The organism is Polymorphobacter sp., from assembly GCF_051860865.1.
Taxonomy (GTDB): Bacteria; Pseudomonadota; Alphaproteobacteria; order Sphingomonadales; family Sphingomonadaceae; genus Sandarakinorhabdus.
The window spans coordinates 1-14181 of record NZ_JBIMKZ010000079.1 but is presented as its reverse complement, the minus strand read 5'-3'; the positions used below and the strand labels follow the sequence as shown (position 1 = coordinate 14181).

Here is a 14181-nt window from a genome sequence, read left to right as displayed (position 1 = left end):
CCGGCGGCGTCCGCGCCGCCCGCATCGCCGCCGGCCACGGTGCCAGGGTCGCCGTCGCCGAAGAATATCGCGTCGGCGGCACCTGCGTCATCCGCGGCTGCGTGCCCAAGAAGCTGCTCGTCTACGGCGCTCACTTTGCCGAAGACCTGGTCGACGCCCGCCGCTTCGGCTGGACGATGGGCGAGAAGAGCTTCGACTGGACAACGCTGCGGGACAATGTCCTCGCCGAGGTCGACCGGCTGAATGGACTCTATAACAATACGCTTTCTTCCCAGAACGTTACCGTTTATCCTTCACACGCATCCTTCATCGATCCACACACGTTGCAGGTCGGCGAGCAGCGCATCACCGCGCACCATATCCTCATTGCCACCGGCGCCCGCCCGTTTGTCCCCGATCTGCCCGGCGCCGAGCATGGCATCACCTCGAACGAGGTCTTCCACCTCGATACCCTGCCCAAGTCGATGGTCATCGGCGGCGGCGGTTATATCGCCAACGAGTTCGCCGGTATCTTCCACGAGTTCGGCACCAGCGTCACCCTTCTCAATCGTTCGGACACCATCCTGCGCGGCTGGGAGCCGGCGCTGCGCGATCGCCTGCTGACCATCAGCCTCGCCAAGGGACTCAATTTCAAATTCAACTGCTCTGTCGAACGCGTTGAAAAAAATGGCGATATCATCACGCTTCATTATAATGATGGCACCAGCCAGGACACCGAGGCCCTGCTCTGGGCCACCGGCCGCGTCCCCAACACCGAAGGCCTGAACCTCGAGGCCGTCGGCGTCGACACCGGCGCCGACGGCGCCATCATCGTCGATGAGGACAGCCGCACCAGTGTCGAGCACATCCATGCCGTCGGCGATGTCACCAACCGCGTCCAGCTCACCCCGGTGGCCATCCGCGAAGGCCATGCCTTCGCCGACAGCGTTTTCGGCGACAAGCCGTGGCGCGTCGACTATGGCTGCATCCCCAGCGCCGTCTTCTCCAATCCGCCGCTCGGCTCGGTCGGCTTCACCGAGGCAGAAGCCCGCAACAGCTTCGGCAGCGTCAGGATCTTTACCAGCGATTTCAGGCCGATGAAGAACGTTCTTTCCGGCCGCAATGAACGCGCGCTCTACAAGCTCGTCGTCGATGCCAACACAGACAAGGTCGTCGGCGCGCACATGATCGGCCCCGACGCGCCCGAGATCCTGCAGGCCGTCGCCATCGCCATCAAGGCCGGCCTCACCAAGGCCCAGTTCGACGACACCATCGCCCTCCACCCGACGATGAGCGAAGAGCTGGTCCTGATGCGCTGAACTTGCCACTTTGCCCGCAAAAAGGCATGGAGCCCCCCATGAATACGCCCTCGACCCAGAGCTGGACCCCGGACGGCTGGCGCCAGTTCGAAGCGCGCCAGCTCCCCGCCTATCCCGATCCCGCCGCGGTTGCCGCCGTGGAAGCGGAGCTGAACAGCTATCCGCCACTGGTCTTCGCCGGCGAGGCGCGTGATCTCACCGCCCAGCTCGCCGATGTCGCCGCCGGCAAGGCCTTCCTGCTCCAGGGCGGGGACTGCGCCGAGAGCTTCGCCGATTTCCATCCCAACACCATCCGCGACACCTTCCGGGTGCTGCTGCAGATGGCCGTCGTCCTCACCTTCGCCTCCAAGATGCCGGTGGTGAAGGTCGGCCGCATGGCCGGCCAGTTCGCCAAGCCGCGCTCGGGGGACATGGAGGACCAGAACGGCCTCAGCCTGCCCAGCTACCGCGGTGACAATGTCAACGAGATCGGCTTCACCGCCGAATCCCGCACGCCCAATCCGCAGCGGATGCTGCGCGGCTATCTCCAGTCCGCCGCCACGCTCAACCTGCTGCGCGCCTTCGCCAGCGGCGGCTACGCCAATCTCCACCAGGTCCATAAATGGAACCTGGATTTCACCGGCCGCTCGCTTTGGTCGGACCAGTACAAGGCGCTGGCCGACAGGATCGGCGAGTCGCTGGATTTCATGGCCGCCTGCGGTATCTCCCCGGACACCGTCCCCCAGCTCAAGGGCACCAGCTTCTTCACCAGCCACGAGGCGCTGCTGCTCGGCTACGAGCAGGCGATGACCCGCCAGGACAGTCTGACCGGGGACTGGTACGACACCTCCGCCCATATGCTGTGGATCGGCGACCGCACCCGCTTTGCCGGCTCGGCGCATGTCGAGTTCCTGCGCGGCGTCGGCAACCCGCTCGGCCTCAAATGCGGCCCCAGCCTCGAACCGGACGACCTGCTGCGCCTGATCGACACGCTCAACCCCGGCAACCAGCCCGGCCGCCTCACCCTCATCGCCCGTTTCGGCCATGACAAGGTGGAGCAGCACCTGCCCCGGCTGATCCGCGCCGTGGAGCGGGAGGGCCGCCACGTCGTCTGGTCCTGCGACCCGATGCACGGCAACACCATCAAGGCCGCCGGCGGCCTCAAGACCCGCCCGTTCGACCGGATCCTCGCCGAGGTCCGCCACTTCTTCGCCGTCCACAAGGCGGAGGGCACCCATGCCGGCGGCATCCACATCGAGATGACCGGCCTCGACGTAACCGAATGCACGGGCGGCGCCATCGCCATCACCGACGAGGGCCTGTCGGCGCGCTACGAAACCCAGTGCGACCCCCGGCTCAACGCCAGCCAGTCGATCGAGCTGGCCTTCCTCCTCGCCGAAGCCATCCGCGCCGAGCATGACAGCCGCCCGGCGCGCGCGGCGTAAGCCCTCATCGCCAATACCCGGCAGCCCCAGCCCGATCGACCGCCTTTTTGCGTCGACTGGGACAGACCCCGTATTGAACACCCACCCCAGTGTTATATGTGTGAATTCCGCCGATACCGGGGGGACGGGGCCGCAGTGGCTCATGGTCCAGGTATCGATGCGCGGGCCGGGGAGTCGATGCGTCACCTTTTGACCGAATGCCTCGGCGCGCTCCTGGCGAACACTTCGTTCGATGCCGGCCGACCTGCGCTCATCCTGCTCGATATCGACCGCTTCAAGGCCATGAACGACGCACTGGGGCCCCGCACCTGCGACATGCTGCTGGCCCGTGTCGCCGCCCGGATGAACACCGTTGTTCGGGACGCGATATTCGTCTCGCAAGTCGGCACCCATGCGTTCGGCGTCCTGCTCCATGACGGCCGCCACGTGGCCACGACCGCCGCCCGCCTGCTCGAGTTCGTCGGCCGTCCCTATGCCGTCAACGGCCGCGTTGTCACGCTGGGCGTCAGCCTCGGCGTGGCGATGACCGGCCCGGACAGCGCCGATGCGCAGGATGTCCTCCACGCCGCCGATCTTGCCCTGCACCAGGCGCAAAACGACGGCGGCAATTGCATCCGCCAGTTCACGCCGTCGATGCAGGAACGCGCCGCACTCAAGCAAGCCCTGGAGAATGATTTCCGCGCGGCCATCTCAATGCAGGAGATCGAGCTGCTGCGGGTGCTCAAGGACCAGCAGTTCGATCTTCACTATCAGCCGATCATCTCGCTCGCCGATGGCTGCATCACCGGTTTCGAGGCACTGCTTCGCTGGCACCATCCGCAACGTGGCCTGGTCAGCCCGGACCAGTTCATCCCGATCGCCGAGGAAACCGGCCTGATCAACCTGATCGGCGAATGGGTCCTGCTGAAGGCCTGCCGGGACGCCGCGACCTGGCCGCTGTCCCGCAACGGCGAGCCCCCTCAGGTCGCCGTCAACCTTTCGGCGCTTCAGCTGCGAGACGGCCCGGCCCTGCTGGCCACGATCCGCCATGCCCTCGACGATTCCGGCCTGGCCGCAGGCCGGCTGGAAATCGAGTTGACCGAGGGGGCCCTGACCGGCGACGTCTGCCAGACCCTGGAGGACATCCGGACACTCGGCCCCCGGCTAGCCCTTGACGATTTCGGCACCGGCTATTCCTCGCTCAGCCGCCTGCACCGTTATCCGTTCACCCGCCTGAAGATCGATCAGTCCTTCGTCGCCGAGGTCGCCTCGAGCGACGATCGCCAGGTCGTACGGCCGGTCGAATGGATCGTTCGCGCCATGGCCTCGCTCGGCAAGGGCCTGGGTCTCGAAACAACGGTCGAAGGCATCGAGACGCCCCATCAGCTCGATATCGCCCGTCGTGCGGGATGCACCCACGCTCAGGGCTTCATCTACAGCGCCGCGGTACCGGCGACCGCCGTGGCCGGGCTCATGGCGACCCTCGAGCGCACATTCGAACAGGCAGATGGCACCGATGACACAGCTCTACACGCTCACCTATTTCAGCCGAAGTGTCCTTGATCAGGCCAATATGGCGGGCGAGATCGAGGCGATTCTCCAGTCCGCCCGGCGGAATAACTTCAAGAACGACATCACCGGCGCGCTGCTCTACAGCGATGGCTGGTTCGCCCATCTGATCGAAGGGCCGCAACAGGCCGTCGAGGCGCTGTTCGAGCGCATCGCCTGCGATCCCCGGCACCGGGATATCAGGCTCCTCCACTTCAAGCCGCTGGCCCGCCGCAGCTTCAGTCGATGGCTGATGGCCTACACCGGCTCGGTCGACTCCACCGAACTCCCCCGCCACGTCGAACGTGCGCTGACCGGCACCTACCGGATGAACGGCACCGAAGTCGGCCAGACCCTTATCGCCGTGCTGCTGGAACTGATCAACAAGTTCGAGCGCGATCGCGCGCCGACGCCGTAAGTTCGACCAACGCCACCGTCCAGCTGACCAACCTCATTCTGCATCGACCCGAAAAACGTCGCCGTCGGCGTCCAGGATGAACAGAATGCCGTCGGGACTGCCCGACACCGCGACGGGATGATCGATTGCGCCCTGGTCCGGTACGAAATCTTGTGTCCGGCGCTCCAGCGAAGCGGCCGTCAACACTGTGCCGGGCTGGATCCGTGCCGCCGGCACTGAAAAGATTGTTCCGTCGAGATCGGCGAACACATAATGGTCCCGTAGGGAAGCAATGGTGTCGGGACCCATCGCCCCGCCAACGATACCGCGCATGCTCCCCGCAGCCCCCCGTACAGGATATTCCATCACGGGGCTTACGAGCCCGGCGGGCGGTGTGCCGCGCACAGCCACCGACCCTTCCTTGAACGGCCATCCGAAATTGGCGCCGTCTCCGGGAATAAAAAAATTGATCTCGTCACGGTTCTCACCGCGGTCGGCAAACAGGAAGCCGTTCCGAAACCGGCTGACGCCATTGGGCTGGCGCACGCCGTTGCCAAGCGAGGTCAACACAGTATTGATCGGTGCCGTACCCTCATAAGGATCGAAATCGGCCACGGGAACCGAACGGAAAAGCTTGCCGAGCCGTGATGTCGGGTCCTGCGCGCTGTTCGCAGGGTCACCGATGCCCCCCGCGTCGCCAAGCGCGAACAGCGTGGCATCATCGGTGCGGTCTGGTTCATAGGCAATCCAGCCGCCTCCCCCATATTGTTGTAAGGTCACCGTCGTCGCGCCTGGCACACGAGAAACCGTAAATCCCGATCGTGCCCGCATATATCCCGTAATGGAGAGACGACCGTCCCGCTCGCCGAAAAATCCACTGCCGGCGTATATCGCATAAAATGCGCCATCGGTGGCAAAGCGAGGGCTGGCCGCGACCGATACCACACCGATATCCCCGTACGTCTCAAGCTGCACGAGAAGTGAACGCGCGCCTGTTTGCGGGTTAAACAAATAAACAGCGCCAGCCTTCTCCGCGACAAGCACGACCGTTCTGCTTACCACCGACATCGCAGCCGGATTCAGATAGCCGGTGGCCACCCGCCGAACAGCGATACCCTCCTTGGAATTGGTAACCGTGACAGCCAATGCCAATGTCGCCATTGCGTTGCCATCGCTAACAGCGATCTGCACCTGATAGACGTTATCGCCGTCCGAATCAGCCGGCAGGTCGAAGTTTGGCGCCAATGCAAAGGCCAGCTGGCCCGCCGCGGTCATGGTGAAGCGTGCCGCGTCCGCACCCCCGCTGATCGAATAGCTCAGCGCATTGCCTTCGGGATCGGTGGCGATCGCCTGATAAACGCCCCCCGTTGCATTCTCCACGACAGAGGCGGCCGTCGCCGACGTGAAGGACGGTGACTGATTGACAGGCGCGGGAACGACGGGTGTCGGTGAACTTGCGCCGCCGCCGCCGTCACATGCCGCCAGCACGCATAACAAGGTTGCGCTCATGACCTGCGCGCTGCCCCAACTCCGTCGCATGCAACCACCCCGCTACTCGCCAAAGTCATAAAGGCTGCCGCAGGCGGCCAAGTCAAACTGCTAGAGCGCGGCAGCGCCGATGGCGGTCGCTTTTCTGCTATCCACAGAGCCGCTTCGTCGTGATCGCCGCGCCTGCGGTCAGCACCGCCATCGGCCGGTCCGGCGCCGGCCAATCCGGGGCCAGCCCGTCGGGCGACAGCTGTCTGCGCATCGCCTGGAGCGAGGCACGGCATTCGCAAGCGCCCCGTTCCAGCCCCGGCCGGTCGAGAATCCGCATCGATCCGCGTGCATATTAGATCAATCCGTTAACATCATCACCGGCGCGCTGTTGTTAAGCGACGGCCGGTTCGCCCAGGTGCTTGAGCCCCCCTGTCGGCGATCGAGCCGTTATTCGAGACAATTGCCTGCGACAGATCAGGGTCCTTCACATCAAGCCTCTCGACAACCGTATTTTCGGACGATCGGCAATAGCGTTCGCCGGATGGATCGATCGGGCTCAGCTTCCCCTTCATATAGACGCTATTCTCGACGGCCTGGACCGGGACGGCATAACCGACGTTGGCGAGCATGTCATCGCCGTCCTGCTCGGCTTGATCCTCAGCTCCGAAGGCGCCGATCGGCGGCATGATGTTCAGATACAAGCTCGCCGCCGCCGAGCCGACAAGCTCGACGCCGCGATTGAAGCACGGATAGGTGATCAGCAAGAGAAAAAGGCAGATATGGAAGATCGCCGTCCAGGATTGCTGCGCGCGGCCTGAACCACCGATCCCGCCGCTGCGGCGGCAGGCCATCGGCGGCCTTCATCCTCTCCGCCGTACCGCCGCGACGATGCCGAGTCCGATCAGCCCCATGCCGGCGAAATGATACCAAAGGATCGCCTCACCCAGGAATAGCGCCGCCAGCCCCGCGCCGATCACCGGCATGATGTTGAGGTAGAGCATCGCCGGCGCCGCCCCCACGAGCTGCACACCCCGGTTGAAGCAGAGATAGGCAATCAGCGAGGGAAGCAGCGCGACATAGCCGATTGCCAGCCAGCTCTCCGCCCGTGCCACGATCAGCCGCCCCTCGACCAGCTCCGCCACATAGACCGGCAACACCGCCATCAGGCCGATCACCCCTGTAGCGGCGAGAAAGCTCAGCGGATGCACCACCGGCCGCGTCCGCAGCAGTGTCGAATAGAGCGACCAGCAGACGACGGCGATGCCGATCACCAGGTCCCCCCGGTTGAAGCGCATCGTCGCCAGTACCCCGAAATCACCCCTTGTGATAATGAGGACCGCCCCGGCAACGGACAGCACCACACCCAACCACTGCCGGCGCCCCGCCGGATCGCCGAACATCAACACCCCCATCGCCAGGATCAGGCCCGGCTGCATGGACTGAAGCAGCAGTCCATTGACCGCGGTCGTCACCTGAAGGCCCTGGTAAAGCAAGGTGTTGAACGCCCCTACCCCCAACACGCCCATCAAGACGAGCGGCTTCCACCCGGCACGAAGCACGGCCGCATCGCGCTTCAGATGCGGCCAGGCCAGCGGCAGCAGGATGACCAGCGCCAACGCCCAGCGCCAGAAGGACAGCGCCGCCGGCGGCACCACGTCCCGCGCTCCGCGCGCCACGACCGAGTTACCGGCCCAGAACAGTGCGGTGAGCGTCAGCAGCGCATAGGGCATGGCCCAGATGCGCGCGAGCGCGGGAGAGACGGACTTCGGCATGACAGCAAGGAGACAGGTCCTTACGGCCAGAACCTCCGCGAAGCAATCGCCGCGCCTTCCGCCAGCGCCGCCATCTTCGCCCAGACCACGCCCGGCTCCACCCCGCCCGATCCGGCATGGATCGAGAAGCCGCAGTCGACGCCAGCCATCACCCGCTCGCGCCCGACCAGATGGGCATAGCGCCCGATCCGCTGGGCGATCAGCTCGGGATGCTCGATATAGCCGGACTGGCACTCGACCACGCCGGGGATCAGCAGCTTGCCGTCCGGCAGGCCGACCTCCTCGAACAGCGCGAATTCATGGGCATGGCGCGGATTGGCCGCCTCGAACTGGATCGCATGCGGCCGCGCCGTCCAGACGATGTCGATGATGTCGCGCATCGGCACGTCGCAATGGTGCGGCCCCGGATAATTGCCCCAGCACAGATGCATCCGCATCTTCTCGGGCGCGATGTTGCGCGTCGCATGGTTGAGCGCCGCCACGTTGAGCGCCATCCGCTCGCGGAACTGGCTGAGGGTTAGCTCGCGGAACTGGGTATGCCGCCCCATTGCCAGGTCCGGGCAATCGACCTGGAGTATGATCCCGGCCTCGGCAATCGCCTCATATTCATGCCTCAGCCCCTCGGCGAGCGCGAACAGATAGGCCTCGTCGTCGGGATAATAGTCGTTGCGGAAGAACAGCGCCGTCACCCCCGGCGACGCCGCGCTCATGAAGGCGGTGCGCCCCGGATGCTTTGCCACGGCCGCATTGAGCGTTGTCGCATCGTCATGGACAGCATCCATGTCCTTGACCGTGATCGGCGCATTGCAGGCCGGTGTCTTGCGGTGCTTGCGCCCGGTATCGGCAAAGATCCGCGCCTTCACACCCGGAAACTCCTCGATGTCCTGGAACACATAGGTATTGCCGGTGCCGCCGAAGCCGTTCAGCCGGTCCTTGATATAGGTCGCATAGCTGGGCTTCGACTGCTCGCCGTCATTGACGATATCGAGCCCCGCTGCGGCCTGCCTTGCCACCACATAGTCGACCGCCTCATGAATCCGCGCCTGCAGCGCCGCCGCATCGACATCGCCGCCCTCCTCGCGGGTCACGATCAGGTCGAGCAGATCATCGGCCCGCGGCAGGCTGCCGACATGCGTGGTCAGAAAGCGTTCCATCTCAAACCCCGTCATACTGAATGGCCTTGGCCGCCGCACCCGACATGATGAAGCCGATGGGCCGCTCCGTCTCCTCGTTCAGATGGGCAATCAGGCTCGCCGTACGCGCCAGCAGCGAAATCCCCTTGAGCGCATTCAGCGGAAACCCGACATCGAGCATCACCGCCGGGATCGCGCCATTGACGTTGATCGGCAGGCTCCGCCCATGCGTCTCGGGCAGCGCCGCCCCGATCGCCTTCACCGCGGCGATATGCGGCCCCTCCACGCCCTTCTCGGCTGCGAGGCGCAGCAGCAGATTGGCGCGCGGATCACCCTCGGAATGCTGCGGATGCCCGAACCCCGGCACCGGCGCCTTGCGCCCCCGCAACTCCCGCAACAACGGCACCGGATCCCCCCCGGCCGCCACCACCTGCGCATAAAACCGCCCCGCCACCTCGGCACTGCCCAGCACCACCGAGCCGCAGCCAAGCAGGCCGGCGGCGACGGCGCCGTGGAAGGCTTCGGGGGCGGCGGCATAGGTCATGCGGGCCGCCACGACACTTGGCACCAGGCCATGCTCGGCGATCGCCGCCAGCACGGCATCGGCAAAGAATTTCTGGGTTTCGGAGGGCAGTGTTCCGGTTACCAACATCCAGAAATAGCTGGTGAAATCGACCTTGCCGATGACCTCCCCACACAGGTCCCTGCCGCGCACCCGGATGCTGTGGGCATCCGATGTGCAGATGGCGCTATAGGGTTCGTCCTGCTTGCCGATCCGCATCTCACTCCCCTTTTCGAAATTCGAACTTGTTTTCGTTATACGAAACAGGCTAAAACATCGCAAGTTTTTGAGCGTTTTTTTGTGCCGAAAAATGGCCCCGGATGGCCTGAATTCGTCCCAAAATGTGCCAAAAGCAGCCCGAAAGGGTGCAGAAGATGACCGGATTGGGAGGGAATATGGGGTTGCCATTGGCAGGTGTCCGGGTGCTGGAAATGGGAACATTCATCACCGGGCCGGCGGCGGGAATGATGCTCGCCGATCTCGGCGCCGAGGTCATCAAGGTCGAGCAGACCGGCACCGGGGACCCGTTCCGCGCCTTCCGCGGCGGCCTTTATGCGCCCCACTTCCAGACCTACAACCGCAACAAGAAGTCGATCACCCTCGATACCCGCAAGCCCGAGGACCTTGCCGCCTTCGACCAGCTGGTAGCGACGGCGGACGTGTTCATCCAGAATTTCCGCCCCGGCGTGGCGAAGAAGCTCGGCGTCGATGCCGAGCGGCTGCGCGGGCTCAACGACCGGCTGATCTATGCCGCCATCTCCGGCTTTGGCCAGACCGGGCCGGACCGGGACCGGCCGGCCTTCGATACCGTTGCCCAGGCCGCCGGCGGCTTCCTGCGGCTGCTGCTCAACCCGTTCCGCCCGCGCGTCGTCGGCCCGGCGATCGCCGACGCGGTGACCGGCATCTACACCGCGCAGGGCATCCTGGCGGCGCTCTACCAGCGGGCGCAGACCGCGCGCGGCGTCACCGTCGAGACCTCGATGCTGGAGGCGGTAAGCTATTTCAATATTGACGATTTCACCCATCTGCTGTCCGCCGACCAGGTGATGGACTGCTGGAGCCGGCCGCATGTCAGCCAATCCTATGTGTTCGAATGTTCGGACGGCAAATGGATCGCCCTGCACATGTCCAGCCCGCCGAAATTCTGGGAGAACCTCGCCACCGCCGTCGGCCAGCCGGACATGCTTAGCCAGTCGGCGTTCGAAAGCCGGGACGCGCGTATCGCGCACTATGAGGATGTCGTCGCCTTCCTCGCGCCGATCTTCGCCACCCGCTCGCAGGCCGACTGGCACCAGCAACTGACCGCGCTGGAGGTGCCCAATTCCCCGGTGATGAGCAGCGCCGAGGTGCTGGACAGCCCGCAGGCAAGGCACCTCGAACTGATGGTCAGCGCGCCGGGCGTGGACGGCAAACCCTTCCGCACCATCCGCTCGCCGCTCAGCTTCGACGGCGCGCGGCCGCTCGCCGTCACCGCCCCGCCGCTGCTCGGCGCCGACAACAAGGACGTGCTTGGCCGGACGCCGGAATGATCGGGCTTGCGCGCCGCAAGGCCATCCCATAGCGCTGCTGCATGGACGAACGGCCGACCAAGGACCCGGAATATCTCTCCACGCTGGAACGCGGGCTGAAGGTGCTGCGGGCGTTCGACGCCGCCCACCCGGAAATGGCGCTGTCCGACGTCGCCGCCGTCACCGGCCTGTCCCCGGCGGTGGCGCGCCGCTGCCTCAACACCTTGGTGGCGCTCGGCTATGTGGCGCAGACCGGGCGGCGCTTCCTGCTACGGCCCGAAGTGCTGGCCTTCGGCTCGGCCTATCTGCAATCGATGAACATCGAGCAGGTGGCGGCGCCGCCCTTGCAGAGCCTGCGGGACCAGACCGGCGATTCCGCCAGCCTGGCGGTGCGCTCCGGCCGCGACATCCTCTATGTCTGCCACATCCCCACCCAGCGCCGGATCCGGCTGGGCGCCGGCGTCGGCACCCGCTTCCCGGCCCACGCCACCTCGATGGGCAAGGTTCTGCTGGCCTATGAGGAGCCGGAGGAAATCGAGAAATTCCTGGCCGAAGGCCCGCTCGCCCGGATGACCGAACGCACGGTCACCGACCCCGAAGCGCTGCTCGCCCGGCTCGACCTGATCGCCGACCGCTACTACGACAGCGCCCTGGACGAGCTGGACTATGGCATCGTCTCGGTCGCCGTGCCGATCTTCGATCCCGACGACAATATCGTCGCGGCGATCAACTGCTCGACCTCGACCACCCGCATCAGCCAGGATGAACTCGTCAGCACCCGCCTTCCCCTCCTCCGCGAAGCCGCCAGCACGATCGAGGAAGAACTCCGCCGCTGGCCGATGCTGGCGCGCTCCCTCAAGCGGGGGTGAGGGGAAGGCGGAGGGGCCTCCGGCGGCCGGGGGCGATGCCTCTACAACTTGCCATAAGTTAGCCATAGGGGGTCGCGGAGCGCCCGCCTGGTTCACGTGATCAAATGGACCACGGATTCAGCGGGTCTTGACGCACCGCTGTTCCGACAACGTCGTTATGGGATCAATCGTTTGGCGCGCAATCGCTCGAAAAGACCGAAAAATGCGTCATCGGTGGACTGAAATGCAGTGAACCCTAGCCGCCGGCTCTTCGACATATCGGTCACGACTTCGATCGGCCGACCCAGATCAGCGTCGGTGTGCCAAGGTGAGGCAAGCCGCGCAAGTTCGGGCTCGACCAGTCCCTCACGGATGGCAATGTCGTTCCAAAGCCTGGCGTCTTCCGCCATCTGCTTCTCCAGGGGCCGCACGGTGCCATCAAACGCCGTCGCTTTGATATCGAACCAGTTGGCGATGCGGCTCCACATCCACTGCCACCGGAAGATGTCACCGTTGACGACGTTGAACGCCTCATTTTGCGCGACCTCGGTCTCTGCCGCCCACAGCATGTGACGAGCGAGCTGGCCGGCGTCGGTCATGTCGGTAAGCCCCGACCATTGCGCTGCGGATCCGGGGAAGGTGAAGGGCCGGCCGGTTTCACGACACAGCGTTGCATAGACCGCAAGTGTCGTGCCCATGTTCATCGCATTGCCGACGGCTAGACCGATCACTGTGTGGGGGCGGTGCACGCTCCAGGTAAAGCCGTCACGCGCCGCTGCAGCGAAGAGTTCGTCCTCCTGCGCATAGTAAAAATTTGGCATGTCGAGCCGATCTTGCGTCTCGCGGAAAGGGGTTTCCGGCAACACGCCCTTCCCATAGGCCTCAAAAGGCCCAAGGTAATGTTTCAGGCCTGTGACCAGCGCGACGTGACGCGGGCCATTGGGCTTGGGCATGCCATCCAGCAGGTTGCGGACCATTGCTGAATTCACGCGGATGTTCTCCGCCTCGCTCTCCTGACGAAGCCATGTCGAAATAAATATAGCGTCCGGATTGATATTGCGCAGTGCCTCGGCGGTACCGGCCACGTCCTGCAGGTCCGCTGCGACAGGTAGCACCCCGGCCTGATCCGTTGGCCGGCGTGCCAAACCGTGTACCGTCCAGCCTTGCTCGACCAGAAGCTTCGCCACTGCGCTGCCGACGATGCCGCTTGCGCCTACCACCAATGCCGTTTTCATCATGATTGTCTCCTTGCACCTACCAAATCAGGCATTCGTCTCAGCATGTTTTAAACGGCACCGTTCGCGCTCCGGCCTTAGGCCCCAGCCGCCGGAGGCCCGTTTCCTGCCCTCCCCCATCCATCACACCTCATCGCGGCGAAAGCACGTCAGCTCGTGGTCGTTGACGATACCGACGGCTTGGAGCCAGGCGTAGACGATTTTCGGGCCGACAAATTTGAAGCCGCGGCGCTTCAGTTCCTTCGAGATGGTTTCGGAGAGGGGGGAGCTGGCGATCCAGTCGCGGCCGGGGTTCTTGATGGTCTTGCCGTCGGTGAACGACCAGCAGAAATCGGCGAAGTTTTCGCGATGGGCGGCCATGTCCTGGTAGATGCGGGCGCCCTGGATTGTCGCGCGGATCTTGGCTTCGGCGCGGACGATGCCGGGGTTGGCCATCAGCCGCGCGACATCGTCCTCGTTGAAAGCCGCTACCTGCTCGGGATCGAAGCCGGCGAAGGCCTGGCGGAAGGCGTCCCGCTTTTTGAGGATGGTGATCCAAGCGAGGCCGGCCTGGAAGCCTTCGAGCATAAGCATTTCCCAGAGCGCGCGCGGGTCCCGCACCGGAATGCCCCATTCCTCGTCGTGATAGGCGCGCATGACGGGATCGTTCTCGGCCCATGTGCAGCATTGCCGGTGGCCTTGCATCGCTCATCAACTCCAGCAGGTCGGTTCGAGTCCATCTCCTCCCGGCAGCATCGCACGAAGCGCCGGCCAGCGCACCTTCGGCGCGGCTGGCCGGCGTTTCGCGATCAGGCGGCGAGCGCGAGCGGCTCGATGCGGGCGGCGCGGTCGAAGGCGGCGGTCATCGCCTGTTCGCGCTGCTCCGGGCCGATGGCCAGGCCTTCGGCGATGATGAACTCGGGCTCGGCAATGCCGATGAAGCCGAGCATGGCGCGGAGGTGGGTCTCGGCATGTTCCATGGCGGCGGCCGGGGCTTCCGCGTAGAAGCCGCCGCGGGC

At 64.9% G+C, this 14181-nt stretch carries 15 protein-coding genes; 6 read left to right on the top strand and 9 right to left on the bottom strand.

The genetic code is table 11. The features are described from left to right. The 4 genes from gorA to ACTIFJ_RS12955 form a co-directional block, all read left to right on the top strand. The coding region (gene gorA / locus ACTIFJ_RS12970) for a glutathione-disulfide reductase (protein ID WP_439534537.1) at window positions 1-1298 on the top strand (1298 nt) is incomplete at its 5' end. 38 nt (window positions 1299-1336) lie between these two features. Beyond that, the gene (locus ACTIFJ_RS12965; RefSeq protein ID WP_439534536.1) at window positions 1337-2722 is read left to right on the top strand and encodes a class II 3-deoxy-7-phosphoheptulonate synthase; all 1386 of its coding nucleotides are present in this window, start codon (window positions 1337-1339) and stop codon (window positions 2720-2722) included. A gap of 177 nt (window positions 2723-2899) precedes the next feature. After that, window positions 2900-4264, top strand: a complete 1365-nt coding sequence (locus ACTIFJ_RS12960) for a putative bifunctional diguanylate cyclase/phosphodiesterase (RefSeq protein WP_439534535.1) — start codon at window positions 2900-2902, stop codon at window positions 4262-4264. After that, complete coding sequence (locus ACTIFJ_RS12955) at window positions 4209-4667, top strand: BLUF domain-containing protein (protein ID WP_439534534.1); 459 nt, start codon at window positions 4209-4211, stop codon at window positions 4665-4667. The genes ACTIFJ_RS12960 and ACTIFJ_RS12955 overlap by 56 nt, the downstream gene beginning before the upstream one ends. A 33-nt stretch (window positions 4668-4700) precedes the next feature. On the opposite strand, the gene ACTIFJ_RS12950 is transcribed toward ACTIFJ_RS12955, so the two are convergent. From ACTIFJ_RS12950 to ACTIFJ_RS12925, 6 genes are all read right to left on the bottom strand, one after another. After that, entirely contained in the window at window positions 4701-6155 is a 1455-nt protein-coding gene (locus ACTIFJ_RS12950) for a PQQ-dependent sugar dehydrogenase (protein ID WP_439534533.1), read from the bottom strand. Between the two features lie 127 nt (window positions 6156-6282). Beyond that, window positions 6283-6462: a hypothetical protein gene (locus ACTIFJ_RS12945; protein WP_439534532.1), complete on the bottom strand. Its 180-nt coding sequence runs from the start codon at window positions 6460-6462 to the stop codon at window positions 6283-6285. 37 nt (window positions 6463-6499) lie between these two features. Next, window positions 6500-6976, bottom strand: a complete 477-nt coding sequence (locus ACTIFJ_RS12940) for a hypothetical protein (protein WP_439534531.1) — start codon at window positions 6974-6976, stop codon at window positions 6500-6502. Window positions 6977-6985: 9 nt separating this feature from the next. Then, entirely contained in the window at window positions 6986-7897 is a 912-nt protein-coding gene (locus tag ACTIFJ_RS12935) for a DMT family transporter (protein WP_439534530.1), read from the bottom strand. A gap of 20 nt (window positions 7898-7917) precedes the next feature. Then, window positions 7918-9051 (bottom strand): cobalamin-independent methionine synthase II family protein, encoded by a 1134-nt coding sequence (locus tag ACTIFJ_RS12930; protein ID WP_439534529.1) that lies wholly within the window; start codon window positions 9049-9051, stop codon window positions 7918-7920. 1 nt (window position 9052) lies between these two features. Further along, window positions 9053-9811, bottom strand: a complete 759-nt coding sequence (locus ACTIFJ_RS12925) for a citryl-CoA lyase (RefSeq protein WP_439534528.1) — start codon at window positions 9809-9811, stop codon at window positions 9053-9055. A 122-nt stretch (window positions 9812-9933) separates the two neighbouring features. On the opposite strand from ACTIFJ_RS12925, the gene ACTIFJ_RS12920 reads away from it, so the two are divergent. Then, on the top strand, window positions 9934-11121 hold the full coding sequence (locus ACTIFJ_RS12920; RefSeq protein WP_439534527.1) for a CaiB/BaiF CoA transferase family protein: 1188 nt from the start codon (window positions 9934-9936) through the stop codon (window positions 11119-11121). Window positions 11122-11162: 41 nt separating this feature from the next. Next, window positions 11163-11969 carry an IclR family transcriptional regulator domain-containing protein gene (locus tag ACTIFJ_RS12915; protein ID WP_439534526.1) on the top strand — a complete coding sequence of 269 codons (807 nt, stop codon included), beginning with the start codon at window positions 11163-11165 and terminating at the stop codon, window positions 11967-11969. A gap of 155 nt (window positions 11970-12124) precedes the next feature. Here the strand turns inward: ACTIFJ_RS12915 and ACTIFJ_RS12910 are convergent, their stop codons facing one another. From ACTIFJ_RS12910 to ACTIFJ_RS12900, 3 genes are all read right to left on the bottom strand, one after another. Next, entirely contained in the window at window positions 12125-13186 is a 1062-nt protein-coding gene (locus tag ACTIFJ_RS12910) for an SDR family oxidoreductase (RefSeq protein WP_439534525.1), read from the bottom strand. Between the two features lie 120 nt (window positions 13187-13306). Then, window positions 13307-13867 carry a DNA-3-methyladenine glycosylase I gene (locus ACTIFJ_RS12905; RefSeq protein WP_439534524.1) on the bottom strand — a complete coding sequence of 187 codons (561 nt, stop codon included), beginning with the start codon at window positions 13865-13867 and terminating at the stop codon, window positions 13307-13309. Between the two features lie 104 nt (window positions 13868-13971). Then, window positions 13972-14181, bottom strand: a 210-nt coding sequence (locus tag ACTIFJ_RS12900; RefSeq protein ID WP_439534523.1) for an NAD(P)H-dependent oxidoreductase, incomplete at its 5' end; no start/stop codon positions are given.

Coding starts and splice junctions, on each gene's coding strand:
- ACTIFJ_RS12965 (WP_439534536.1), top strand. CDS start 1,337: ATGAATACGCCCTCGACCCAGAGCTGGACCCCGGACGGCTGGCGCCAG.
- ACTIFJ_RS12960 (WP_439534535.1), top strand. CDS start 2,900: ATGCGTCACCTTTTGACCGAATGCCTCGGCGCGCTCCTGGCGAACACT.
- ACTIFJ_RS12955 (WP_439534534.1), top strand. CDS start 4,209: ATGGCACCGATGACACAGCTCTACACGCTCACCTATTTCAGCCGAAGT.
- ACTIFJ_RS12950 (WP_439534533.1), bottom strand. CDS start 6,155: ATGAGCGCAACCTTGTTATGCGTGCTGGCGGCATGTGACGGCGGCGGC.
- ACTIFJ_RS12945 (WP_439534532.1), bottom strand. CDS start 6,462: ATGCGGATTCTCGACCGGCCGGGGCTGGAACGGGGCGCTTGCGAATGC.
- ACTIFJ_RS12940 (WP_439534531.1), bottom strand. CDS start 6,976: ATGGCCTGCCGCCGCAGCGGCGGGATCGGTGGTTCAGGCCGCGCGCAG.
- ACTIFJ_RS12935 (WP_439534530.1), bottom strand. CDS start 7,897: ATGCCGAAGTCCGTCTCTCCCGCGCTCGCGCGCATCTGGGCCATGCCC.
- ACTIFJ_RS12930 (WP_439534529.1), bottom strand. CDS start 9,051: ATGGAACGCTTTCTGACCACGCATGTCGGCAGCCTGCCGCGGGCCGAT.
- ACTIFJ_RS12925 (WP_439534528.1), bottom strand. CDS start 9,811: ATGCGGATCGGCAAGCAGGACGAACCCTATAGCGCCATCTGCACATCG.
- ACTIFJ_RS12920 (WP_439534527.1), top strand. CDS start 9,934: ATGTGCCAAAAGCAGCCCGAAAGGGTGCAGAAGATGACCGGATTGGGA.
- ACTIFJ_RS12915 (WP_439534526.1), top strand. CDS start 11,163: ATGGACGAACGGCCGACCAAGGACCCGGAATATCTCTCCACGCTGGAA.
- ACTIFJ_RS12910 (WP_439534525.1), bottom strand. CDS start 13,186: ATGATGAAAACGGCATTGGTGGTAGGCGCAAGCGGCATCGTCGGCAGC.
- ACTIFJ_RS12905 (WP_439534524.1), bottom strand. CDS start 13,867: ATGCAAGGCCACCGGCAATGCTGCACATGGGCCGAGAACGATCCCGTC.